The organism is Acidisphaera sp. L21 (assembly GCF_009765685.1).
Lineage (GTDB): Bacteria > Pseudomonadota > Alphaproteobacteria > Acetobacterales > Acetobacteraceae > LMUY01.
Window position 1 is genome coordinate 122,537 of record NZ_LMUY01000007.1, and the last position, 21,427, is coordinate 143,963.

Annotated in this window: 19 protein-coding genes; 9 read left to right on the forward strand and 10 right to left on the reverse strand. The window is 67.7% G+C overall.

Going from position 1 to position 21,427, the window contains the following annotated elements; all coding sequences use genetic code 11:
• Window positions 1-48: 48 nt before the first annotated feature.
• Together pdxH and GSQ76_RS01415 are read left to right on the forward strand one after the other, a co-directional pair.
• Window positions 49-669, forward strand: a complete 621-nt coding sequence (gene pdxH, locus GSQ76_RS01410; protein WP_158742119.1) for a pyridoxamine 5'-phosphate oxidase — start codon at window positions 49-51, stop codon at window positions 667-669.
• A 7-nt stretch (window positions 670-676) separates the two neighbouring features.
• A complete protein-coding gene (locus GSQ76_RS01415; protein ID WP_254070177.1) occupies window positions 677-2,092 on the forward strand; it encodes an AAA family ATPase in 1,416 nt (471 codons plus the stop codon).
• Here the strand turns inward: GSQ76_RS01415 and GSQ76_RS01420 are convergent.
• From GSQ76_RS01420 to GSQ76_RS01440, 5 genes are read right to left on the reverse strand one after another with little or no spacing between them, the layout of a single operon-like run.
• Complete coding sequence (locus GSQ76_RS01420) at window positions 2,089-3,093, reverse strand: biotin-dependent carboxyltransferase family protein (protein WP_254070178.1); 1,005 nt, start codon at window positions 3,091-3,093, stop codon at window positions 2,089-2,091. The two genes, GSQ76_RS01415 and GSQ76_RS01420, sit on opposite strands and share 4 nt — an antisense overlap.
• 11 nt (window positions 3,094-3,104) lie before the next feature.
• Window positions 3,105-3,770 carry a 5-oxoprolinase subunit PxpB gene (pxpB, locus tag GSQ76_RS01425; protein ID WP_158742121.1) on the reverse strand — a complete coding sequence of 222 codons (666 nt, stop codon included), beginning with the start codon at window positions 3,768-3,770 and terminating at the stop codon, window positions 3,105-3,107.
• Window positions 3,767-4,201, reverse strand: a complete 435-nt coding sequence (locus tag GSQ76_RS01430) for a hypothetical protein (protein WP_158742122.1) — start codon at window positions 4,199-4,201, stop codon at window positions 3,767-3,769. Before GSQ76_RS01430 ends, pxpB begins: the two co-directional genes overlap by 4 nt.
• Window positions 4,182-5,567 (reverse strand): acetyl-CoA carboxylase biotin carboxylase subunit, encoded by a 1,386-nt coding sequence (gene accC / locus GSQ76_RS01435; RefSeq protein ID WP_158742123.1) that lies wholly within the window; start codon window positions 5,565-5,567, stop codon window positions 4,182-4,184. Before accC ends, GSQ76_RS01430 begins: the two co-directional genes overlap by 20 nt.
• A 9-nt stretch (window positions 5,568-5,576) precedes the next feature.
• Entirely contained in the window at window positions 5,577-5,981 is a 405-nt protein-coding gene (locus tag GSQ76_RS01440; protein WP_158742124.1) for a biotin/lipoyl-containing protein, read from the reverse strand.
• A 398-nt stretch (window positions 5,982-6,379) separates the two neighbouring features.
• Here GSQ76_RS01440 and GSQ76_RS01445 point away from each other — a divergent pair, with 398 nt between their 5' ends.
• Window positions 6,380-6,931, forward strand: a complete 552-nt coding sequence (locus GSQ76_RS01445) for a GAF domain-containing protein (protein ID WP_158742125.1) — start codon at window positions 6,380-6,382, stop codon at window positions 6,929-6,931.
• 139 nt (window positions 6,932-7,070) lie between these two features.
• Entirely contained in the window at window positions 7,071-9,566 is a 2,496-nt protein-coding gene (locus GSQ76_RS01450) for an ATP-binding protein (RefSeq protein ID WP_158742126.1), read from the forward strand.
• Window positions 9,567-9,600: 34 nt separating this feature from the next.
• Here the strand turns inward: GSQ76_RS01450 and GSQ76_RS01455 are convergent, their stop codons facing one another.
• On the reverse strand, window positions 9,601-11,088 hold the full coding sequence (locus GSQ76_RS01455; protein ID WP_216850843.1) for an FAD-dependent oxidoreductase: 1,488 nt from the start codon (window positions 11,086-11,088) through the stop codon (window positions 9,601-9,603).
• Window positions 11,089-11,171: 83 nt separating this feature from the next.
• Between GSQ76_RS01455 and GSQ76_RS01460 the strand changes: the two genes are divergently transcribed.
• The 4 genes from GSQ76_RS01460 to GSQ76_RS01475 all read left to right on the forward strand — a co-directional run bounded on the left by GSQ76_RS01460 (window position 11,172) and on the right by GSQ76_RS01475 (window position 17,360).
• A complete protein-coding gene (locus GSQ76_RS01460) occupies window positions 11,172-11,621 on the forward strand; it encodes a MarR family winged helix-turn-helix transcriptional regulator (protein ID WP_254070179.1) in 450 nt (149 codons plus the stop codon).
• A 138-nt stretch (window positions 11,622-11,759) separates the two neighbouring features.
• Window positions 11,760-13,826, forward strand: a complete 2,067-nt coding sequence (locus GSQ76_RS01465; protein ID WP_158742129.1) for a hydantoinase/oxoprolinase family protein — start codon at window positions 11,760-11,762, stop codon at window positions 13,824-13,826.
• Window positions 13,823-15,487, forward strand: a complete 1,665-nt coding sequence (locus GSQ76_RS01470; RefSeq protein WP_158742130.1) for a hydantoinase B/oxoprolinase family protein — start codon at window positions 13,823-13,825, stop codon at window positions 15,485-15,487. Before GSQ76_RS01465 ends, GSQ76_RS01470 begins: the two co-directional genes overlap by 4 nt.
• Window positions 15,488-15,557: 70 nt before the next feature.
• A complete protein-coding gene (locus GSQ76_RS01475) occupies window positions 15,558-17,360 on the forward strand; it encodes a glycoside hydrolase family 15 protein (protein WP_158742131.1) in 1,803 nt (600 codons plus the stop codon).
• Here GSQ76_RS01475 and GSQ76_RS01480 read toward each other — a convergent pair whose 3' ends face one another.
• Complete coding sequence (locus GSQ76_RS01480; RefSeq protein WP_216850844.1) at window positions 17,361-18,011, reverse strand: tetratricopeptide repeat protein; 651 nt, start codon at window positions 18,009-18,011, stop codon at window positions 17,361-17,363.
• A gap of 252 nt (window positions 18,012-18,263) precedes the next feature.
• On the opposite strand from GSQ76_RS01480, the gene GSQ76_RS01485 reads away from it, so the two are divergent.
• Complete coding sequence (locus GSQ76_RS01485; protein ID WP_158742133.1) at window positions 18,264-19,115, forward strand: SDR family NAD(P)-dependent oxidoreductase; 852 nt, start codon at window positions 18,264-18,266, stop codon at window positions 19,113-19,115.
• On the opposite strand, the gene GSQ76_RS01490 is transcribed toward GSQ76_RS01485, so the two are convergent.
• The 3 genes from GSQ76_RS01490 to GSQ76_RS01500 form a co-directional block, all read right to left on the reverse strand.
• Window positions 19,067-20,140 (reverse strand): MerR family transcriptional regulator, encoded by a 1,074-nt coding sequence (locus GSQ76_RS01490; RefSeq protein WP_158742134.1) that lies wholly within the window; start codon window positions 20,138-20,140, stop codon window positions 19,067-19,069. The genes GSQ76_RS01485 and GSQ76_RS01490 overlap by 49 nt on opposite strands.
• Window positions 20,141-20,248: 108 nt before the next feature.
• A complete protein-coding gene (locus tag GSQ76_RS01495) occupies window positions 20,249-20,839 on the reverse strand; it encodes a cytochrome b (RefSeq protein ID WP_158742135.1) in 591 nt (196 codons plus the stop codon).
• A gap of 94 nt (window positions 20,840-20,933) precedes the next feature.
• Window positions 20,934-21,427: alpha/beta fold hydrolase (locus tag GSQ76_RS01500; protein WP_408836150.1), on the reverse strand; the 494-nt coding region annotated here is incomplete at its 5' end.

The window sequence follows — 21,427 nt, forward strand, 5'->3', positions numbered from 1 at the left end:
GCGAAGTTGGATTGCAGCACCACACTCTTTGTTGCAGAGAGGTTCAGCATGCCAGACACCCATACCCCACGCGCCGGCCAGCCCGTGCCGATCGTCAGCGACCCGATCCAGTTGTTCCAGGACTGGATGGCCGAGGCCGCGGAGAGTGAGCCGAATGATCCCAACGCGATGGCCTTGGCCACCACGACACCGGATGGCCGCCCCTCCGTCCGGATGGTGCTGCTGAAGAGTGTCGATGCCAGCGGGTTCGTGTTCTACACCAACTGGCAAAGCCGCAAGGGCGGCGAGTTGGCCGCCAACCCGCACGTATCACTACTGTTCCACTGGAAGTCGTTGCGTCGCCAGGTGCGGGTCGAAGGCCCAGTGAGCCCGGTGAGCGAGGCCGAGGCGGATGCTTATTTCGGCAGCCGTGCCCGGATATCTCGCCTGGGCGCCATCGCGTCCGACCAGTCGCGCCCGCTGCCGAGCCGGGCGGATCTGGAGCGCCGTTTGGCCGAGGCCGACGCGCGGTATCCCGGGGACACCGTGCCACGGCCGGTGCATTGGTCCGGCTACCGTGTGCGGCCGGATGCGCTGGAGTTTTGGCAGGACATGCCGTTCCGCCTGCATGACCGCCGGGTCTATACGCAGCACGATGGCGCCTGGCAGTCCGAGGCGCTGTATCCGTAGCCCGGCGGTGAACGACCAGGCGGAGACGCGCGCTCTGCTGAGCCGGCTGACGGGGGCCGAGACGTCGGAGACGCAGATTTCCGCCGTGTTCGTCGGCAAGGATGTGGTGTTCAAGCTGAAGAAGGCCGTTCGTCTGGCGTTCCTCGACTTCACCACGTTGGAGGCCAGACGCCATTTCGTGCAGCGCGAATTGGCGCTGAACGCCCCGGCGGCACCCGGCCTGTATCGCGACGTGCTGCCGATCACCCGCGGACCGGACGGGCTGCGACTGGGTGGCGAGGGTGAAGCGGTGGAGTGGGTGCTGCGCATGGCGCCGATCCCGCCGGGAAACTTCCTGCTGGACCAGGTGGCGAGCGGACTGTCGGACAGCATGTTGGACGCGCTGGGTGACATGGTCGCGGCAGACCACGCCAGGCGATCACCCGCCCCGGGCCACGACCCGACCCATCCCGGCCGCAATGCCCGCGGCAATGCGAAGGCAGCGCTGGACGCCGGCTTGCCGCCCGAGCGCGTGGCGGAATGGTTGAGCGGGGCGGAGCAGGCGCTGGACGCCACCACGCCCCTGTTGGCGGTCCGCGCCGCGGCCGGGCTGGTGCGCCGCGCGCATGGCGACCTGCACCTTGGCAATATCTGCCTGTGGAATGGCGCGCCAGTGCCGTTCGATGCGCTGGAATTCGACGAGGCGATGGCCACGATCGACCTCGGTTACGATTTGGCGTTCCTCTTGATGGATCTGGATCGCCGGGCCGGGCGCGCCGCCGCCAATCGCGTGCTGAACCGCTATGTCGCCCGGACCGGGGATGCGTCGCTGGTGCGGGTGTTGCCTGCCTTCCTGTCCCGGCGCGCCATGGTGCGGGCGCATGTTACCGGCGATGCCGGGTATCTGGATGCGGCGCTGGCGTATTTGCGCCCTGCCCGCAGTCGTGTCGTCGCCATTGGCGGCCTGCCCGGCACTGGCAAGTCCACCCTGGCCCGCGCGCTGGCCCCTGCCCTGGACGCAGCGCCCGGCGCGCTGATCTTGCGCAGCGATGAAATCCGCAAACGCCTGTTCGGCGTGGCCCCCGAACGGCGGTTGGGGCGAGAGGCCTACACTGTGGAGGCGAACGCGCGCGTCGATGCCGCTTTGCTGGACCAGCTTCGCGCCACCGCTGGGCATAGCGTGATCCTGGATGCCAGCTTCCTGTCGCCCACGCTGCGCCATGCCGTAGCTGCCGCGAGCCAGGATTTCACCGGCATCTGGCTGGAAGCGCCGATCGAGGAGTTGGAACGCCGGGTTCGCGCCCGATCCGGCGATGCCTCCGACGCGACGGACGCCGTGCTGCACCGCTTGGCAGACAAAGACCCGGGCCTGATCGACTGGCACCGTGTGACCGCGGATAACTCCGTGGTGGATCGCTGCCGTGCGTTGCTTGGGCTCGACTAACCCGGCGCGCCATTCCGCCTGAACAGCCCGATGGTTCGCTGCACCCGGGCAAGGTAGGCCCGCACCGCCTGTTCCGCCGCCAAGGCCGCTTCGTAGTTGGTTTTCGCGAACCGCACGCGGCTGCCCAATCGCGCCTGGCCCAGCAGTGGCAAATCGGCACCGATCACCGTCGCGATCTTCGGGTAGCCGCCGGCGGAGTTGGCGTCGCTCATCTGCACGATCGGCGCCCCGCCGGGGGGCACCTGCACGACACCTGGCAAGATTGGGGTGGAGCGGATGTTGAACCCGTCGCCCCCGCCTAGTTCCGGGCCGCTGAGGCGGTAGCCGTGCCGGTTGCTCTGCGCAGTGATGCGCCACTCGGCCGACCAGAACGCCTCGCGCGCACTTTGCGGGAAGGCGTCATGTTCGGCTGCCGGCAGCGCTTGCACCGTCAGGACCGGGCCGACAGGCCGTTCGGGCGCGGCGGCGCCAAGGGTCATCGCAGGCTGAGCCGCCGGCCCGATCGGCAGCATGTCGCCGTGTTCCAGAGCCCGGCCGTGGAAGCCACCAAACGCGCTGCGCAGATGCGTGCTGCGCGAACCGAGCACGGCCGGCACGTCGATCCCACCTGCCACTGCCAAATAGCTGCGCGCGCCGTCCCGCGGGGGGCTCAGCCGCAGCACCTGCCCTGCCCGCGCCGGCGCTGCCCACCAGGGGGGCAGGGGAACGCCGTCCAGCCTGGGTTCGGAATCGGCGCCGGTGATGGCAAACGCGGTATCGGTGGTGAAGCGCACGGCGAAGGGGAAAACCTGGATTTCAATCGCCGCGGCGCCGGTCGCGTTTCCCAGCAGCATATTGGCGACCTGCAAGGCCACCGGGTCCATCGCGCCGGAACGGCCAACGCCGATAGGGGCGAACCCGGTTCGGCCGATGTCCTGCACCGTATTGGCCGTTGCGGCCTCCAGCACTTCAATCATGCGGTCAGGAATCATGCTGCCGGGGATCATGCTTCCAGGGATCATGCTTCCAGGGATCATGCTTCCAGGGCGATTTTTCGGAACCGGACGCGATCGCCGGGCAGGAACAGTGTTGGCGACGAGCGGACCGGGTCGAAGAGTTTCGATTCGGAATGACCGATCGCGTGCCAGCCATTCGGGCCGGCCGCGGCCACGACCCCGGCCTGCATGCCGCCGATCACCACCGTCCCGGCCTCGACCCGCAACACCGGCACCGCCTTGCGCGGGACGCCGATTCCGGGGTCCAGGCCGCCGAGATAGGCGAAGCCTGGCTGGCTGCCGAGCGCGAACACGCGATATTCCGCGGCGCCATGGCGGCGGACCACTTCGGCCACATCGAACCCAGTATGGGCGGCAACACCGGCCAGATCCGGCCCGTGGGGGCCGCCATACGATACGGGGATTTCGACCAGGCGACCCTCCGGCACCGGGGCGTCGCCGCTATCGTCCCAAGCGGCGAGCAGCTTCTGCGTCATAGGCTCGGGCGAGGCGGGGGGCGTTGCGAACACCAACATCAGGCTGGTCACGCCGGGAACGGCCTCGGCCACGCCGGGCCAGCGGGATGCGGTGTCGGCCATGTGCCAGATGCGGGCCTGCACCGGCAGGGCGAAGGCGCCGGGCGCCTGAAACAAAAGCCCTGCGGTGCCGACGAGGCTAATTCGGGGCGCCGCGAGGTCGGTCAATGCCGTTGGATCTCGAACAATGGGGTGCCGTAGCCGACCAGCGTTCCGGCCGGCACCAGGATCCGCGTCAGCGTGGCCGGTCGTGGGTCGTCTGCCGCCAGGGTCACGGGCGCGAACACCAGCCCGGTGCGAACCAGGCCGAGCAATGCACCCGGCGCCACCTCCGCCCCCGGCCGCACCAGCGGTTCGCCGCGCGAGGGGTAGCTGGTGAGGAACTCACCCACCGATCCGGCGCACACCGTCTCGGCTCCGATCGCTGGAGCGTCGGTCACCGGCGTAGCCGACGCATCGCCGAGGGTGACGGCGAAGCGGCCCTTGACCGTATCGAATTGTAGCGTGCGCAATCCATCGCCGCGCAGCAGTTCCGCCAGCTGGGCTACCTGCTCCGTCGACAGCCGAACGGCATAGTCGTTATCCAACTCTGCGGTCATCGAGTCGCTCCGTGGTCTCTCCCCGCCAATGAGCTAATCGCGTTTCCAGATGATGAATAGACACCCCGCCCGCGCGAAAATCCGGGTCGGCGAGGATGCGCCGGTGCAGCGAACGGTTGGTGAGCACGCCTTCGACCTGCAATTCCGCCAGCGCGCCGTCCATCGCGCGGATCGCCTCGGCCCGGGTCGGCGCGTGCGCGATCAGCTTGGCGACCATCGAGTCGTAGTGTCGCGGCACGGTGTCGCCGGCGCTCATATGCGTGTCGAACCGCACATATGGGCCGCCTGGCACGTTCCATCGCGTGATTCGGCCCGGCGATGGCGCGAAGCTCACCGGATCCTCGGCATTGATCCGGCATTCCATCGCATGGCCGGTGCTGGTGATCTCGTCCTGCCGCCAGGGCAACGATTCGCCGGCGGCAACGCGGATTTGTGCCTGGACCAGGTCCCGCCCGGTGACCGCCTCAGTCACGGTATGTTCAACTTGGAGGCGGGTGTTCATTTCGATGAAATTGAACTGCCCGTCCTCGAACAGGAACTCGAACGTGCCGGCGCCGACATAGCCGATCTGCTGGCAGGCGGCGACGCAGCGCTCGCCCACCTGGCGCACCAGGTCCCGGTCGATACCCGGGGCCGGCGTCTCCTCCAGCAATTTCTGGTGGCGGCGTTGGGAGGAACAGTCCCGCTCGCCCAGCCAGACCGCGTTGCCATGCTTGTCACACATGACCTGGATTTCGACGTGGCGCGGCGTGCGGAGGTAGCGCTCGGCATAGACTTCGGGGCTACCGAAGAATTGCTGCGCCTCCTGCTGGGTCAATGCCACGGCGCCTTGCAGGTCGGCTGCGCGATCCACCACCCGCATGCCCCGGCCGCCGCCGCCAGCCGCCGCCTTCACCAACAGGGGAAAGCCGATTTCCGCGGCCAGCGCCTGCAGGGCTGCCGGGTCGCTGGGGAGAGCGCCGTCGGAACCAGGGACGCAGGGCACGCCGGCCGCGAGCATGGCGCGCTTGGCGGCGATCTTGTCGCCCATCATGGCGATGACGTGGGAGGGCGGGCCGATGAAGGCGAGCCCGGCCTCCTCCACCTGGCGCGCGAATTCGGCATTTTCGGACAGGAAGCCGTAGCCGGGGTGAATCGCCTCCGCCCCGGTGGCTTCGGCCGCCAGCAGGATAACCGCCGGGTCGCCGTAGCTGCGTTGGGTCGGGGCGGGGCCGATGCAGACGGCGCGGTCGGCCAGGCGGAGGTAGGAGGCGCCGGCATCCGCCTCCGAAAAGACGGCCACGGTTCGAATATCCATTTGCCGGCAGGCGCGCATGATGCGTACGGCGATCTCGCCCCGGTTGGCGATGAGGATTGTCCTAAACACGGCGGACGTTCACTCCATGTGGAACAAGGGCTGCCCGCACTCCACCTCGGCGCCGTGCTCGGCCAATACGGCGACGATGCGCCCGGCGCGGTGCGATAGGACCGGGCTGAACACCTTCATCGCCTCGATCAATCCGATCTTCTGCCCGGCCTCCACCTGCTGCCCCAGGGACACGAACGGTTCGGCACCGCCGCTGGGCTGCAAATGGAACAGGCCGAACAAGGCAGAATGCACAGTATCGGCGCCATTGCGCGACGGCGGAATGCTGAGGCTGGTATCCGGCCGCGATGCCTGCGTGGCGCCGTGCGGCAAGGACCGGATGGTGAGGCGCAACCCGCCCTCGTCATATTGCGACAGGGAGGTACCCGCATTCAACGCATGCTCTACGAGCGCTGTCAGTCGATCAATGTTCACGGAAGTAACCTGCAAGTGTCGCAAAACATGACGAACGCCGTCCTTCACGTAAAAAAGAAGGGTCAGGCCGACTTTTCGCCGGATATTTACAGTTAGTTAAACTCGCAAAACCGTGAGCGGGCATCAAGGGGTTTGGAGCACCATTGCGTGTTTTCCCCTCGTTTCTTAGCAGAGTGTGTCCTCACGGTTGCATCCGGCGGCGGCGGGCGGGCCGCATGTATAAATTCACCTTTGTTCAGTATTGGTTGATTCACTATTTGAATTGACGATGTTATACCGAATAAATTTAACGGGACGCTATTATTTGCAGTATTAATGCCGTCCCGGATCAATTGGACCGCGCAATGCCTCCGACTAACCCATCTTCGCACGAAGCGGCTCGGCTGGCTGACGTCATCATGAGTGGCGTGCTTCAACTCGACATCGGGAAGCAGGCCCAGGGGATCCTTCGCGATCTGGCGCGCGACGTCGATGTCGCCGTGTGCGCCGTCACGATCGTGGGGCGTTACTACCAGCATTTCAAAGCTGTCGTGGGGATGGAGATGGCCTTCACGCCCCGCGAATATAGTTTATGCGCGCATACCATCCTGCAGGATGAGCCGCTCGTGATCGCGGATGCGACCCGGGACGGGCGCTTCAGCGACAGCCACTTCGTGGCCGGGCCGCCTTACATCCGGTTCTATGCCGGTGTGCCGCTGGTGAATGCGCACGGGTATCGCCTGGGTGCGGTCTGCCTGCTGGACCAGGTTCCCCGTACGCTGCCGCCGGATAGCTTGGCTCGTCTGGTCGCCGCTGGCGCGGCGGTTGGTCAGCTCATCCGGCATACCCAACAGGCCAGCACGGCCGACGGGCTGCGCCGGGCGATTGCAGACCAGATGGCGCTGGGCGACCGCACCCGCGTCCAGCTTTTGCGGGACCAGTTGCACCGCACCTTGTCCGAACGGGGGTAGGCCGCGACGATTTTCGGAACGGTTCATCAATCTTAAACGTTGCACATGCTAATCCGCTGCGATCGCACGATCATCGCTGGCGGGTCCCGGTGCGCGGGGCGTCGTCGCAGCGACATCGCATTTGCACAGGGTCATTGGCTTGCAGCATTCCGGGGAGAACGCCTCCCGCAAATCGCTTATCGGGTTGCTGGTCATCGGCGTCTTGCTGATGGCGGTGCTGGGCTGGGTGCTGGCGGAGTCGCGGTTGGCGGCATGGCGCTATGCTGCCGGGACCGCGACCAACCTGGTGACGGCGCTGCAACGCGACATCGATCGCACGATCAGCTCGTACGACCTGTCGATGCAGGCCACCGTCCGGGCGCTGGATGTGCCCGCCTTCGCCCTGGTGGACCCGGTGTCCCGCCAGCAATTGCTGTTCGACGGCTCCATCGAGGCCCGGAACATGGGCTCCATGTTCGTGATGGATGCCGACGGCAAGGTCATCCACGACTCGGGACCCCTGTCCCATGGCGACAAGGTCTTGGCCGACCGCGACTACTTCACCATCCACCGGGACCAGCCGGATGCCGGGCTGTATATCAGCCGCCCGTATCGCAGTCGCATGACGGGCGAGTGGTCCGTGGCGCTGAGCCGGAGGATCGCCGGGCCACAGGGCCAATTCGCCGGCGTCGTCGTCGGCTCGGTCCGCTATTCCTACTTTACCGCCCTGTTCTCCAAACTGGATTTGGGACCGGAAAGCACGATCACGCTGTTCGACCTTGGCGGGACGCTGATGTATCGCAGCCCGCTGATGGACGCCGAGATTGGCCGTACGGTGACGGATGTGTCGGTGCTTCAGCGGTTGCGCGAGGGGCGGTTGGCGCCGTTCGACGGTATCTCTCGCGTGGATGCGACGCCGCGGCTATTCGCGTTCGCCCAGGTCGGGACATTGCCCCTCGTACTGTCGGTCAACACCGCGCTGAGCACAGTCTACGCCCCCTGGGTCGGCCAGGCGACAGTGGTTGGCGGCGTGAGCCTGGTGCTGGTGCTGGCCGGGCTGCTTCTGCTGCGGGCGATCCAGACGCAGCAGCGCCGGCGTGAACAGGCGGAGCGTGACCTGGTTCGCAGTACCGGCTTGCAGCAGGCCTATTTCGACAACGCGCCGGATGCGCTGTTCATCGTCGACGTCGCGGATGATGGGACCCTGCGCTACGAAGGTGTCAACCGTAGCTGCGAGATCCTGACCGGGGTGTCCGCGGCGGCCGCCATGGGCAAGCGCCCGGCCGACCTGTTTCCCGCCGCCTTGGCGATGTCGATCGAACAGCGCTATCGCGCCTGCCTCACCGCTGGCACGACCTATAGTTATAGCGATACGCGCGATCTGCCGGCAGGGCAGCGGGACTGCAACACCGTTCTGGTGCCGATCCAGCCGAATGGCGGCCGGATCACCCTGTTGCTGGGCAGCACGCGGGACATGACGGAGCAGAACCGGCTGCAATCGGAACAGCACCACGCCAGCAAGATGGAGGCGGTGGGCCGGCTCACTGCCGGTGTCGCCCACGACTTCAACAACTATCTGCAAACCATCGTCAGCAGCATCGACATCATGGCCGCCGACTACCTGGCTGGGCCGGAGGCGATGGAGGTGGCGCTGACGGCGCAGAAGGCCGCCAATAGCGGGGCGCGCCTGGTCCATCACCTGCTCGCCTTCTCGCGCCAGCAGATCCTGCAGCCCCGGCGGCTGAGCGTGGCGAACCTGCTGGCGGAAACCCACAAGCTGGTCGGCAGTAGCGCCCTGGGCCCGGGCATCCGGTTCAAAATCGCGGTCGAGCCGTTCACCGACGATATCCAGGTGGACCCGACCCAGGCTGAAAGCTGCCTGCTGAACCTGTTGCTCAATGCGCGCGACGCGATGCCGAATGGCGGCAGCCTGGTGCTGCATGCCCGCAACGCGACGCTGGAGGATGGGGTGTTCGGCAATCTGGGCGCCGGCCGCCACGTCATCATCGCGGTGCACGACACCGGCCGCGGCATGGATGACGACACGAAATCCCGCGCGTTCGAGCCATTCTTCACCACCAAGATGTTCGGCAAGGGTTCCGGCCTGGGGCTGTCGATGGCGCAGGGATTCTGCCGGCAATCCGGCGGGGACATCCGCCTGCTCAACGGCGGCCGAGTGGGTACGCGCGTCGAGTTATGGCTGCCCGCGGCGACGGCGGGGATGCTGGTGGGGGAGGAGCGCGACTTCAACCTGGCCACGATCGGCCAGGGCACTGGCCGGGTGCTGCTGGTGGAGGATGAACAGGACGTCTCGGCCGCGCTGGCCGCTGTGATGGTGAGCGCCGGGTTCGAGGTCGTGGCCGTCACCAATGCCACGGATGGCATGGCGCGGCTGCACGACCGCGATCCGTACGATGCCATATTGGCCGATTACGCCCTGCCCGACATGCCCGGCCCGCATTTCCTGGCCTGCGCCGCGGCCCAGGTGCCCGGCCTGCCCATGCTGCTGCTGAGCGGATACGAGTTGGACGACGCCACGGTGCTGAGCTTGCCGCCGTTGACCAAGCTGCTGCGCAAACCGGCCCGGCGTCTGGCGCTGTTGAACGCGCTGCGGGAGGCGATCGGCGAAAGCCGGGCCACCATCCTGGCGGCATAGGGCGGCTGACGCGGATCACCTGCGCGGGCCGAGATTACGCCAGCGGCCGCACGCCGACAGCCGCCAAATACGCGGCCAGGCCGGTATCGCGGCCGGCGGCGACGATGGCGCCGACATAGCCGTCCGGCCGCACCAGGACGCGATCACCCGGCGCCACCCCGTAGGCGTCGCGGAAATGCCCGGCGGCGTCCATGATATCGCCGGCGGACCCGATCATGTGGATATGCAGGCCTTCGCACGGCGGCATGACCGTGTCGCGATCCGCCTCGTAGGCCAGCAGAGTCCAGTGCGGCCCACGAAACAGATCGAACAGCCGGATCGGCTGGCCTGCCGCACCCTGCATCGGCGCATCGGGGGCGCGATCCCCAGCCCGCAGCCCGGCGCTGTGGGCTGGATGTTCCATCGCCAGCGGGGAGCCGGGGTAGCAGAGATCGAGCTGATGCTCGGCTCGCCCGCGACGCATCGGCCCGGTCTTGGCAGCATCGAGCAATTTGGTCGTGAGGCCCAGCATGTCGGCGGCGATCGGGCGGCGCTCCGCCTCGTAGCTGTCCAGCAGTGTTTCGGGCGCACCGCGCAGCACCGCGGCCAGCTTCCAGCCGAGATTGTAGGCGTCCTGCACGCTGGTGTTCAGGCCCTGCCCCCCGGTTGGCGGGTGGGTGTGCGCCGCGTCCCCGGCCAGGAACACGCGGCCGGTCCGGTAGCGATCGGCCAACCGGGCATGCATGTTAAAGGCCGAAGCCCAGGAGACGGATCGCACCACGATGTCGGTCCGCCCGGTTCGCGCGGCGATCAATGTGCTCAGCCCGGCGGCTGACAGGTCGATCTCACCCTCCAGCGGGATCGGTGCCTGCAGCTGGAACATCGGCGTGCCCGGCAGCGGGCACAGCGATAGCTGGCGCTGCATCGACCCGTCATTGAAACGGTGCCAAGCGTCGCGCGGCAGACCGTCCAATTCGACATCGGCCACCATCGCCCGCACGCCGAGCGTCTTGCCGGGGAAGCCGGTGCCCAGCGCGTGGCGGACGAAGCTGCGACCGCCGTCGGTCCCCACCAGATAGCGCACCCGGATCGTCTCGCCGTTCAGCCTGGCTTGCACCCCGGTTTCGTCCTGTTCGAACCCGAGCAATTCGCCGCCGAACCGTAGGGTGTGGCCGAGTTCGCGCAGCCGGTCCCGCATCACGCCCTCGGTCAGGAATTGCGGCACCATCAGCGGCGAACCATAGGGCTCGGCCGGCGTGGGGGCGCGGCTTTCCATGATGGGCGCGTCGGCGCTGCTGCCGTCTTCCCGGACCATGCGCTGGGGCGGGTAGGCGGTGCCGATGGCGGCGAGCCGGTCGACGATGCCGAGATCCTCGAACACCTCCAGGCTGCGCGGCTGGAGGCCCTTGCCGCGGGAGCCGCGGAACGGCGCGTCCATCTTCTCGATCAGGCGGAAGGGCACACCGCGCCGGGCCAGGTCGATCGCCAGCGTCAGGCCTGCGGCACCGGCGCCGCAGATCAGCACATCGGTGGAAGATTCCATTGTCATCGCCTCCGGAATATGTGTGAAATGCACATAGTTTGGAGTGCGTCATGCCGTCAAGAAGAAATGTGCAAATTACACATATGTCGGTCCAACTTCGGGTGCTGCACGGCGCCCTGCTGGACATCGTGGCCGTGATGAACCGGCCGCAGCGGGATGCGGCGATGGTGCGGGAGGCGGGGATCGCGCTGGATCGCGCCCTGTTCCCCCTGCTGGTCGGGATCGAGCGGTTTGGCCCGATCGGCGTGGTGGATCTGGCCGATCGCGTGGGGCGGGACTACACGACGGTCAGCCGGCAAGTGGCCAAGCTGGAAAGCCTGGACTTGGTCGAACGCCACGCGGGGGCGGCGGATCGCCGGGTGCGGCAATCGGTGGTCACCGCGCGCGGCAAGGTCATGACGGACGCGGTGGACGCCGCCCGCGACCGGATCGGGCAAGGCATCTTCGAGAGTTGGGAGATGCAGGAGGTGGACCAACTGGTCACGCTGATGCGCAAATTCGCCGACGCGCTGAACGCACTGCCGGAGGCGTAGCCGGAGAAGCTGGGGGCTGGACATTCGGGAGCTAGAAATTCGGGGGCTCGAAATTCGACCGCCTGGCCGCGGTATGGAGGCGGCATCCGCGCCACACCCCTTCTGCGGCGGTGCAACATGGGTTTAGACTACCGGCCCATGACATCCGCGCGATTGGCCGTCGATATTGGCGGCACCTTCACCGACCTCGCCCTCGAACGGGACGGCCGCCGTTTCACCGCCAAGACGCTGACCACGTCGGATGCGCCGGAGAAGGGGGTGCTGACGGGTGTGGCCGCGATCCTGGCGGATGCCGGGCTGGCGCCGGGGGATGTGAGCATCCTGGTGCACGGCACGACCTTGGCCACGAATGCGGTGATCGAGCGCAAGGGCGCGGTGACCGCGCTGATCACCACCGCCGGGTTCCGCGACGTGCTCGCGATGGGCAATGAGAGCCGCTACGACCAGTACGACCTGCAGATCCGCCTGCCGGAGCCGCTGGTGCCGCGGCATTTGCGCCTGCCAGTGCCCGAGCGGGTGGACGCCAACGGCCGCGTGTTGCTGCCGCTGGACGAGGAAGCGGTGCGGGCGCTGATCCCCACGTTGCACGAACACAAGGTGACGTCGGTCGCCGTCGGGTTCCTGCACTCCTTCACCAACGGCGCGCACGAGAGGCGGGCCGGCGCGATATTGGAGGCCGCGGGCTTCCCCGTGACGCTGTCGAGCGACGTTTCGCCGGAGATGCGGGAGTGGGAGCGGTTTTCCACGGCGGTCGCCAACGCCTACGTCCAGCCGCTGATGCAGGGCTATCTGCGCCGGCTGCAGACCGGGCTGTCGGCGATGGGCATGGATGCGCCGGTGTTCCTGATGCTGTCCGGCGGCGGCTTGACGACCGTGGACACGGCCTGCCGGTTTCCCATCCGGCTGGTGGAGAGCGGCCCGGCGGGCGGGGCGATCTTCTCGGCCGCGATTGCGCGCGCGGCGGGGTTGAACCGGGTGTTGTCGTTCGACATGGGCGGCACGACGGCCAAGATCTGCCTGATCGACGATGGGGCGCCGCAGACCGCCCGCACGTTTGAGGTGGCGCGGATCGGGCGGTTCAAGAAGGGATCCGGCCTGCCGTTGCGCATTCCGGTGATCGAGATGGTGGAGATCGGCGCTGGGGGCGGCAGCCTGGCGCATGTGGACGCGCTGGGGCGGATCGCCGTGGGGCCGGAATCGGCGGGCGCGATGCCGGGGCCGGCTTGTTATGGGCGCGGCGGCAAGGAGCCGGCGGTGACGGACGCGAACCTGGTGCTCGGCCGCTACGACCCGGCGCGGTTCGCTGGCGGCACGATGGCGCTAGACGCCGATGCCTCCCGCGCAGCGTTGGACCATGCGGTGGGGTCGAAGATGGGCATCGACGCCGGGTCGGCGGCGGGTGGCGTGATCGAGATGGTGGACGAGACCATGGCGAACGCCGCGCGCATCCATGCGATCGAGAGCGGCAAGGCGTTCGCCGACCGCACCGTCATCGCGTTCGGTGGGGGCGGCCCGGTGCATGCGTGCCGGGTGGCGGAGAAGATTGGCGCCAGCCGGATCATGATCCCGCCGGGTGCGGGCGTGGGTAGCGCGATCGGGTTCCTGCGCGCGCCGGTGGGATACGAGGTCGTGCGCAGCCTGTATCAGCGCCTTGGCAAATTCGACGTCGCGGCGGTGAACGAATTGTTGGAGGACATGACGCGCGAGGCGATGACCGTGGTGGATGCGGGGCGTTTCGGGGCGCCGGTTCGGGCCGTGCGCACGGCGTTCATGCGCTATGTCGGCCAGGGCCACGAAATCCCGGTCCGCCTGTCCGACCGCGCGATCGAGGCGGGGGATGCGTCGGGTATTCGCGCCAGCTTCGACGCGGAATACTCGCGGTTCTACGATCGGCCGGTGCCGGGCTCCGACGTGGAGGTGATGAGCTTCGCCGTCGCCGTCGCGACCGAGACGCTGGTGCATGACGAACCGGCGCCGCCGACCATTGCTGCGGGCCCGGCGCGGACGCAGGCGGTGCAGGACCCGGTGACGGGGGAGATCGCCGACTGGCCGGTGCATGACCGCAACACGATGCCGGCGGGGACCACGCTCGCCGGGCCGGCGATCATTGCGGAGGACGAGACTTCGACGTTGGTCGGCGCGCTGTGGACCGCCAGCATCGACGACCACGGCATCATCATTCTTTCCCGGGAGACCGCAGCATGATCAGCGCCCTCGCCTACGGCATCATGTGGAACCGTTTGATCGCCGTTGTGGAAGAACAGGCGCAGACGATGATCCGCACCGCGTTTTCGACGACGGTGCGGGAATCGGGGGATCTCTCGGCCGGTATCTTCGATTTGGACGGGCGGATGCTGGCCCAGGCCGTGACGGGAACGCCGGGCCACGTGAACTCGATGATGGAGAGCGTCGGGCACTTCCTGAAGCGCTTCCCGGCCGCGACGATGAAGGCGGGCGACCATTATATTACCAACGATCCGTGGCTGGGCACCGGGCATCTGCACGACCTGACCGTGGTGTCTCCGGCGTTCCATAACGGCCACATCGTGGGGCTGTTCGCCAACACCGCCCATGTGATCGACATTGGCGGGCTGGGGATGGGTCCGGAGGCGCGCAGCGTGTTCGAGGAGGGGATGTACATTCCCATCGTCAAATGCTTTTCCGAGGGCGTGGCGAACGAGACGTTCTTCGACATCCTGCGCGCCGGAACGCGGCTGCCGGTGGAGTTGGAGGGCGACGTCTACTCGCTGTGCGCCTGCAACGACGCTGGCATCCGCCGCCTGGTGGAGATGATGGACGAGTTCCAGATGAGCGGCTTGGAGGATCTGGCGACCCACATCTTCGACGCCAGCCGGCGGGCGACGATCGCCGCCATTGCCGCCCTGCCGCCCGGGACCTACCGGGCGGATATCGGCAGCGACGGTTATGAGGCGCCGGTGCATCTGGAGGCGGCGCTGACGGTCGGGTCGGACAGCATCACGGTGGATTTCCAGGGCACGTCCGGGCTGTCGACCCGCGGCATCAACGTGCCGGCGGCGTATACCCGCGCCTATACGGCGTTCGGCATCAAGGTGGTGGTGGCGCCGGATATTCCGAACAACACCGCCTCGCTGGAGCCGTTCCGATGCATCATTCCGGAGGGCTGCATCCTGAATGCGCCGCGTCCGTATGCGGTGGCGGTGCGGCACGTCATCGGCCATCTGCTGCCCGATCTGGTGATGGGCTGCCTGCACCAGGCGGTGCCGGAGCGGGTGACGGCGGAGGGTGCGTCGTGCCTGTGGAACCCGCCCCTGCGCGGCGGCGGCTCGGTGTCCGGGCAGGCGACGGCCAATCGCCCGGTGCTGCCGGATTTCGAGATCATTACGTTCAATAGCGGTGGGACGGGGGCGCGACCGACCTCGGACGGGTTGGACGCCACCGCCTTCCCCAGCGGCGTGCGCACGATGCCGGTGGAGGCGACGGAGGCGACGGCGCCCATCGTCATCTGGCGCAAGGAGTTGCGGCCCGGCAGCGGCGGCGCCGGGCGGACCCGCGGCGGGTTGGGCCAGATCATGGAGATCGCCGGGCGCGACGATTTGGAATTCGCCTGCAACGCCATCTTCGACCGCGTGGCCAATGCGCCGCGTGGGCGTGAAGGCGGGCTGAAGGGTGCGGCGGGCCATGTGATGCTGAAATCCGGCCCGGCGCTGAAGCCGAAGGGCTTCCAGATCATTCCGGACGGCGACCGGCTGGTGCTGCAAATGCCGGGCGGTGGCGGCATGGGCGACCCCCTCACCCGCGACCGCGCGCTCGTTGCCCGCGATCTGCGGGATGGGCTGATCAGCGCGGACGAGGCGCGGGACGTCTACGGCTACGACGCCGCCTAGCCTGCCGCCGTGGCCGGATGGACCGGTCACGGCGAAACTTTCCTGCGGGCCGGGCATTTATCGCCCGACCATGACACCACCCGATCGCGCCATCGAAGACCACGGCCTTATTGGCGACTTGCGAACCTCGGCGTTGATCGCGCGGGACGGCGCGATCACTTTTTTCTGCGCGCCGCATTTCGACAGCCCTTCGATCTTCGCCTCGCTGCTGGACCCGGACGCCGGGATCTTCCGCATTGCGCCCGATGACGATGAGCTGCGCATGACGCAGATGTATCTGCCGGACACGAACGTGCTGCTGACGCGGTTCATGTCCAGCCGGGGGATCGCCGAACTCACCGACCTGATGCCGATGGATGGTGCCGAAGGGCCGCAACGTATTCAGCGTCACCTCCGCATCATCCGGGGCGCCTTCACGATGGAGGCGCTCTGCGCGCCCCGCTTCGACTATGCCCGCGGCAAGCATCGTTTGGAACCCGGCGGCGTGTTCCGGCCCGAGGGCGACGGCCCGGTGCTGCGCCTATCCGCCACCGTGCCATTAGCGGACAAGGATGGCGACCTCTTTGCACGCTTCGACCTCAAGGCGGGCGACTCTGCTGGCTTCCTGCTGGAGATCGATCCGCCCGACGACCACAGCGCCTTCTGCAAGGACGTGGCGGAGCGTACCTTTCACGAAACGATAGAGTGGTGGCGCCATTGGTCCCGCCGATCGCTGTATGTGGGGCGGTGGCGCGAGACCGTGATGCGATCGGCGCTGACGTTGAAGCTGCTGACGTCCCGCAGCCACGGCGCCGCGATCGCCGCGCCAACCTTCGGCCTGCCAGAACAACCCGGCGGGGCGCGCAACTGGGATTATCGCTACGTCTGGATCCGCGACGCCTCGTTCACGATGTACGCCTTCATCCGGTTGGGTTTGACCGACGAGGCGGAACAATTCGTCGACTGGATCGGCGACCGGGTGCGCGCCTGCGAGGGTGAGCGGTTGCGGGTCGCCTACTCCCTGGATGGTGAGAACGATCTGCCGGAGACGGAACTGGACATGGTGGGCTACGCCGGGTCCCGTCCGGTGCGAATCGGCAATGCCGCGTCCGACCAGTTCCAACTGGACATCTATGGCGAGTTGATGGACGCGGTGTACCTCGCCAATAAATACGGTCGATCGACCTCGTACGAGGACTGGAGCCACATTCGCACGCTGATCGATTGGATCGGCGAACATTGGCAGCGGCCGGATAGCGGGATTTGGGAAGGACGGGGGGAGCGCAAGCACTTCCTGCATTCCCGCCTGATGTGCTGGGTCGCCGTCGACCGCGCGGTGCGGCTGGGGCAGAAGCGGTCGCTGCCGGCGCCGTTTCCGGAATGGAACGAGCTGCGGATGCGGATCCACGCCAGCATCCACGAGGAATTCTGGCGGCCGGATCTGAAAAGCTTCGTTCAATATCCTGGTGCCGACACGCCCGATGGCTCGATGCTGCTGATGCCGCTGGTGCGCTTCATCTCACCGTGCGACCCGCGCTGGCTGGGCACGATGGACCTGATCCGCGAACATCTGGTGGAGGACGCGCTGGTGTTCCGCCGGGCCGAACAGGATCGCGCATTGGACGGGCTGGAGGGGCAGGAGGGATCGTTCCTCGCCTGCTCGTTCTGGTATGTGGAATGTCTCGCCCGGGGTGGTGAAGTGGCGCAGGCGCGGTTGCTGTTCGAGAAGTTGCTCGGCTATGCCAGCCCGCTGGGGCTGTATGCGGAGGAGTTGTCGCCTACCGGCCGTCACCAGGGCAATTTTCCGCAGGCGCTCACCCATCTCGCGCTGATCAGTGCGGCGAGTTACCTGGATCGCACGCTTGCCGGTGGCCGGCCGCCGCCCTGGCCTTGATCAGCGGCGTTCCGGCCCTGCCTCCAGCAAGGCGAGGTTCTGTTCGGCCAGATCGCTGGTGGCGGAGTCGGGCGCCAGCTGCTCGGCCTGCATCCAGTCGTTGTGCGCGCCGTTCCTGTCGCCCTGTCGTTGCCGCAGAATGCCGCGTTCCAGGTAGGCCTCGGGGTTGTCGGGATCCTTGGCCAATGCGCGATCGACATCATCCTGGGCCAGATCCAGATGGCCTTCGTGCCGCCAGGCCGCTGCGCGCAGCACCAGGGCATCGGCCCGCTTCGGGTCCAGTTCCAGTGCGTGACTCAGGTCGTCAACCGCATCGTCGTAATGGCCGAGCGTGGCTTCCGCGACAGAACGATCGATCAGCAGATCCGGATCATCGGGTGACAAGCTCAGCGCCAGGGTGGCGGCGGCCAGCGCGCGGGCCGGGTCGCCTGCCATCAACCAGGCCTGGTCGGCCTGGCCATACACCGTGGCGCGCGCGGCGGCCGGCGCCTTGCTGGAGCCGGCGAGTTTTTCCAGCATCTCGGCACCGGACTGCACGTCCCCCAATTGCAGGTGCGCCAGGGCAAGGCAGTGATCGGCGCCTTCGCCACCGCCGGTCGCCTGCCAGGCATCGGCAAAGTTGTTGGCGCCCTCCGGGTCGCTGGCCAGCATGCCGAGGCAGCGCTCGTAATCCGCGCCCTCGGCAATGCGTGGCGGGACGGGCGGGATCGGCAATGCCTCCCCCGTCTCTGCCACTTCGTCGGTTTGCGCGGGTTCGGACCCATGCAGCTCCCACGCGGTGCCTGCGGCGACCAGGAGAAGCAGGACCGCCCCGGCGATGATCGCGCGGTCGCGTTTCTTCATAATATTGATAGTCTACCCGGCAGCCGGCGCGCCGGGCAACTGGAGCGGGACGGCGCAGCCATGCAGCTTTTGATCTTCGGCCTTGGCTACACCGGGACCGCCCTGGCGCGCGAAGCGGCGGCGGATGGCTGGACGGTATCGGTCGCCACTCGCCAGACGGACGCCGCCCCGCCCGCCGGCGTGACGCTGGTCCCGTTCGACATGGCGGACCGGGTGCTGGCCGATGTCACCCACCTGGTTGCCACTGCCGCGCCCGGCGAGGATGGCGATCCGGTTCTGGCCCGCCATGCGGTCGCCATTGCGGCGGCGCCGGCGCTGCGTTGGATTGGGTATCTGTCCACTACCGGGGTCTATGGCGACCGCGGCGGCGGGTGGGTGGACGAGGCGACGGAACCCGCCTCCACCAGCGAGCGTGGCCGCCGCCGGGTCGCTGCGGAACGTGCCTGGACTGCGGCGCGACCCGGCGCTGCCGTCGACCTGATGCGCCTAGCTGGGATTTACGGTCCGGGCCGCTCGGTGTTGGACGATTTGCGTGCCGGCCGGGCCCGCCGGGTCGACAAGCCGGGTCATCTTTTCGGCCGGATCCATCGTGAGGACATCAGCGGCGCGTTGCTGGCTGCGATGGCGCAGGATCGGCCCGCTGGCCCGCGGGTGCTGCATGGTGCGGACGACGAACCAGCCGCGAGCGCCGACGTGATTGCCGAAGCCGCCCGGCTGCTGGGCCGCGAGCCACCGGCGCTGATCCCGTTCGCCGAGGCGGAGCCGACGATGAGCCCGATGGCGCGGTCGTTCTGGGCGGATAATCGCCGGGTGCGCAGTGCGGTGACGCAGGCGGCGCTGGGGCGGCGGTGGCGCTATCCGACCTATCGCGAGGGGCTGCGCGCGGTGTTGACGGCAGAGGGTGGGCTGTGATCGATCGCCGGTCGCCAGGCAATGACCCCTTCCGTCCTCAAGCGAACACCGGGGGGTGCGAGGCAGGTCGCAACCGCTTCGTAGCCCGGCGATCCTGGATGCGGCGCCACGAGGCTGGGCGGGCTGTGATTGGCGGGGCATAGAATAATCGCCTCGTCGGGGCCAACATCGGCAAGATCCAGAATCGCGCTGGACCGCGTGAGCAGAAAGAGCGACCGCGCACCAGCGCCACGGCGCCGCAGATAGGCGATCATCGCGGTCTGGGTGGCTTCCTCCAGCCCTTGTTCGATCATGTCGACGATTAGGATCCCCGGCCCGTCCTCCAGACCGACGAGAAGTGCGAGGAGAGCACCGGAGGCTATCGCGCCATCTTCCACCAACCACGCCAGCGCCGTTTCGACCCGCGCCCTGACGGCATCATCGGCGTTCATCCGCGCGTTCGCCGCGGCGCGATTCGCCAGTCGATCCAGGCCAAGGAAACCTGCACCCGGCACTGTCTCGGCCAGGCGTTGCGCCAGCCGCGTCTTCCCGCTGCCGAGCGGACCGATGATGTAGTTGAGCGCCCGGATGGTGCGCAGTTCGAACCGCTCGCCGCCCCATGGCCAGGGCAGATCGAATGCGATGACGGGCTCGATTGGCGGTTCGATCAAGCGCGCCAACTGCGCGATCGACAACGTGTTGCCCTGCGCGAGATCGCTTCGAAGCCGACGCACCCGGTCGACAGCCTGGGCGCAGGCGCGGGCGCGGTCCTCCAAGGTCGATTGATGGGCAGCCAGGGCGGCCTCCAACCCCTGATCGTTGCCATCGAGAACCGTTGCTACTTGGGCAAGGCTGAGACCGAGCCCGCGGAGGGCGACGATTTCCGCCGCGCGGGCCATTTCGCCGGGGCCGTAGGCGCGCCATCCGGCTTCGGTGCGAACGGGGCGCACCAAGCCGCGCTGCTCGTAGAGGCGGAGCGCCTTGGCGGAGACACCGAGCCGCCTGGCGGCCTCGGACGCATTCAGATAGTCGGCGGTAGAGCGCATCGAACCCCTCGGCGTCAGCTGACCGCCCGCTTCATCGGCGTGGTCCCAGGGGCCGGGTCAAGCGGCGTTTGCGTCGTGGGGCCGGTTGCGAGCGACCTCGGTGCGATTTCAGGCGTCGGGGGCTTTTACCGGCAGCATGCGGCGCAGGACGCCGTCGCGTAAGATGTAGTGGTGCAACAATGCCGCCGCGGCATGGCCGGCGGCGAGCACGATCAGGGTCCAAGCGACGTAGTAGTGCAGTCCATCGAACGTGCGGGCCCAGGGGCGATCGGGTGCGAAGGCTGGGGGGATGGCGAACAGGCCGAAGAACGTGAACTCCTCGCCCTGGGCCCAGCGATACAGGAAGCCCAGCACGATTTGGGACGCGAGCAGCAGGTATAGGAGAGCGTGCATCGCGCGCGCCAGCATGTCCGCCGCGCCGGCGGTCGGCCGTGGCAGGGCGCGGGCACCGGCGAGCGTCCAGATCAGCCGCACGACGAATACGGCGGCGAGGCCGATGCCGAACGAGACATGCACGAGTTGGAGGTTGTGGCGCAGAGGTGTGCCGCGGCCGAGATAATTGAAGGTGATCGCAAGCCCGAACAGCAGGACCACCAGCAGCGCGGTGAGCCAATGGAGCAGTATGGTGAAGGCGTCATAGCGGCCGGCGTCGCGTGGAGCGGCAAAACCCGAGAGCCCAGACCGATCGCTTGCCGACATGATCCCCATCCTTGGCCACATGCTTCCTCATGGCCTCGGCGAGATCCGAATTGCAAGCGGTTTGCAACTGCATCGGGGTGCCGGAAAGCGGGCGCTACGCCAGCAATGGCAGTAATGCCGCCTGCAGCAGCGCCAGGTCGCCCGGGCGGGACAGGCGGTGGCCACCATCCTTCACCAGCAGGACCTGCACGTCCGCGCCCTCGATCTGGCGGGCCAGGGTCAGCGCCATTTCCCAGGGAACGTCCGTGTCCGCCTGGCCGTGCAGCAGGCGAACGGGGCACGCGAGCGGAATTGGGCCGCCTAGCAGGAGATGGTTGCGACCCTCCTCGATGAGGGCGAGCGTGATCGGGGTTGGCTCGCCATAGGGGCTGGGGATGTGGAGCACGCCGTCCCGCCGCAGCGTGGCGCGTTCGGCGGGCATCATGGTTTCCCACATCAGCGCCTGGGTGAAGTCGGGGGCGGCGGCGACGCCGATGAAGCCGGCCAGGCGGCCGGGGCGGGCGAGCGCCGCGAGCAGGCCGATCCAGCCGCCCATGGAGGAGCCGACCAGGACCAGAGGTCCCTCGGTGAGGCCGTCGATCGCAGCGA

Bases quoted from the DNA above. Each gene is read 5' to 3' on its own strand.
- pdxH (WP_158742119.1), top strand. From the start codon at position 49: ATGCCAGACACCCATACCCCACGCGCCGGCCAGCCCGTGCCGATCGTC.
- GSQ76_RS01420 (WP_254070178.1), bottom strand. From the start codon at position 3,093: ATGATCCCTGGAAGCATGATCCCCGGCAGCATGATTCCTGACCGCATG.
- GSQ76_RS01430 (WP_158742122.1), bottom strand. From the start codon at position 4,201: ATGACCGCAGAGTTGGATAACGACTATGCCGTTCGGCTGTCGACGGAG.
- GSQ76_RS01445 (WP_158742125.1), top strand. From the start codon at position 6,380: ATGAGTGGCGTGCTTCAACTCGACATCGGGAAGCAGGCCCAGGGGATC.
- GSQ76_RS01455 (WP_216850843.1), bottom strand. From the start codon at position 11,088: ATGGAATCTTCCACCGATGTGCTGATCTGCGGCGCCGGTGCCGCAGGC.
- GSQ76_RS01460 (WP_254070179.1), top strand. From the start codon at position 11,172: ATGTCGGTCCAACTTCGGGTGCTGCACGGCGCCCTGCTGGACATCGTG.
- GSQ76_RS01465 (WP_158742129.1), top strand. From the start codon at position 11,760: ATGACATCCGCGCGATTGGCCGTCGATATTGGCGGCACCTTCACCGAC.
- GSQ76_RS01470 (WP_158742130.1), top strand. From the start codon at position 13,823: ATGATCAGCGCCCTCGCCTACGGCATCATGTGGAACCGTTTGATCGCC.
- GSQ76_RS01475 (WP_158742131.1), top strand. From the start codon at position 15,558: ATGACACCACCCGATCGCGCCATCGAAGACCACGGCCTTATTGGCGAC.
- GSQ76_RS01480 (WP_216850844.1), bottom strand. From the start codon at position 18,011: ATGCTGGCCAGCGACCCGGAGGGCGCCAACAACTTTGCCGATGCCTGG.
- GSQ76_RS01485 (WP_158742133.1), top strand. From the start codon at position 18,264: ATGCAGCTTTTGATCTTCGGCCTTGGCTACACCGGGACCGCCCTGGCG.
- GSQ76_RS01490 (WP_158742134.1), bottom strand. From the start codon at position 20,140: ATGCGCTCTACCGCCGACTATCTGAATGCGTCCGAGGCCGCCAGGCGG.
- GSQ76_RS01495 (WP_158742135.1), bottom strand. From the start codon at position 20,839: ATGTCGGCAAGCGATCGGTCTGGGCTCTCGGGTTTTGCCGCTCCACGC.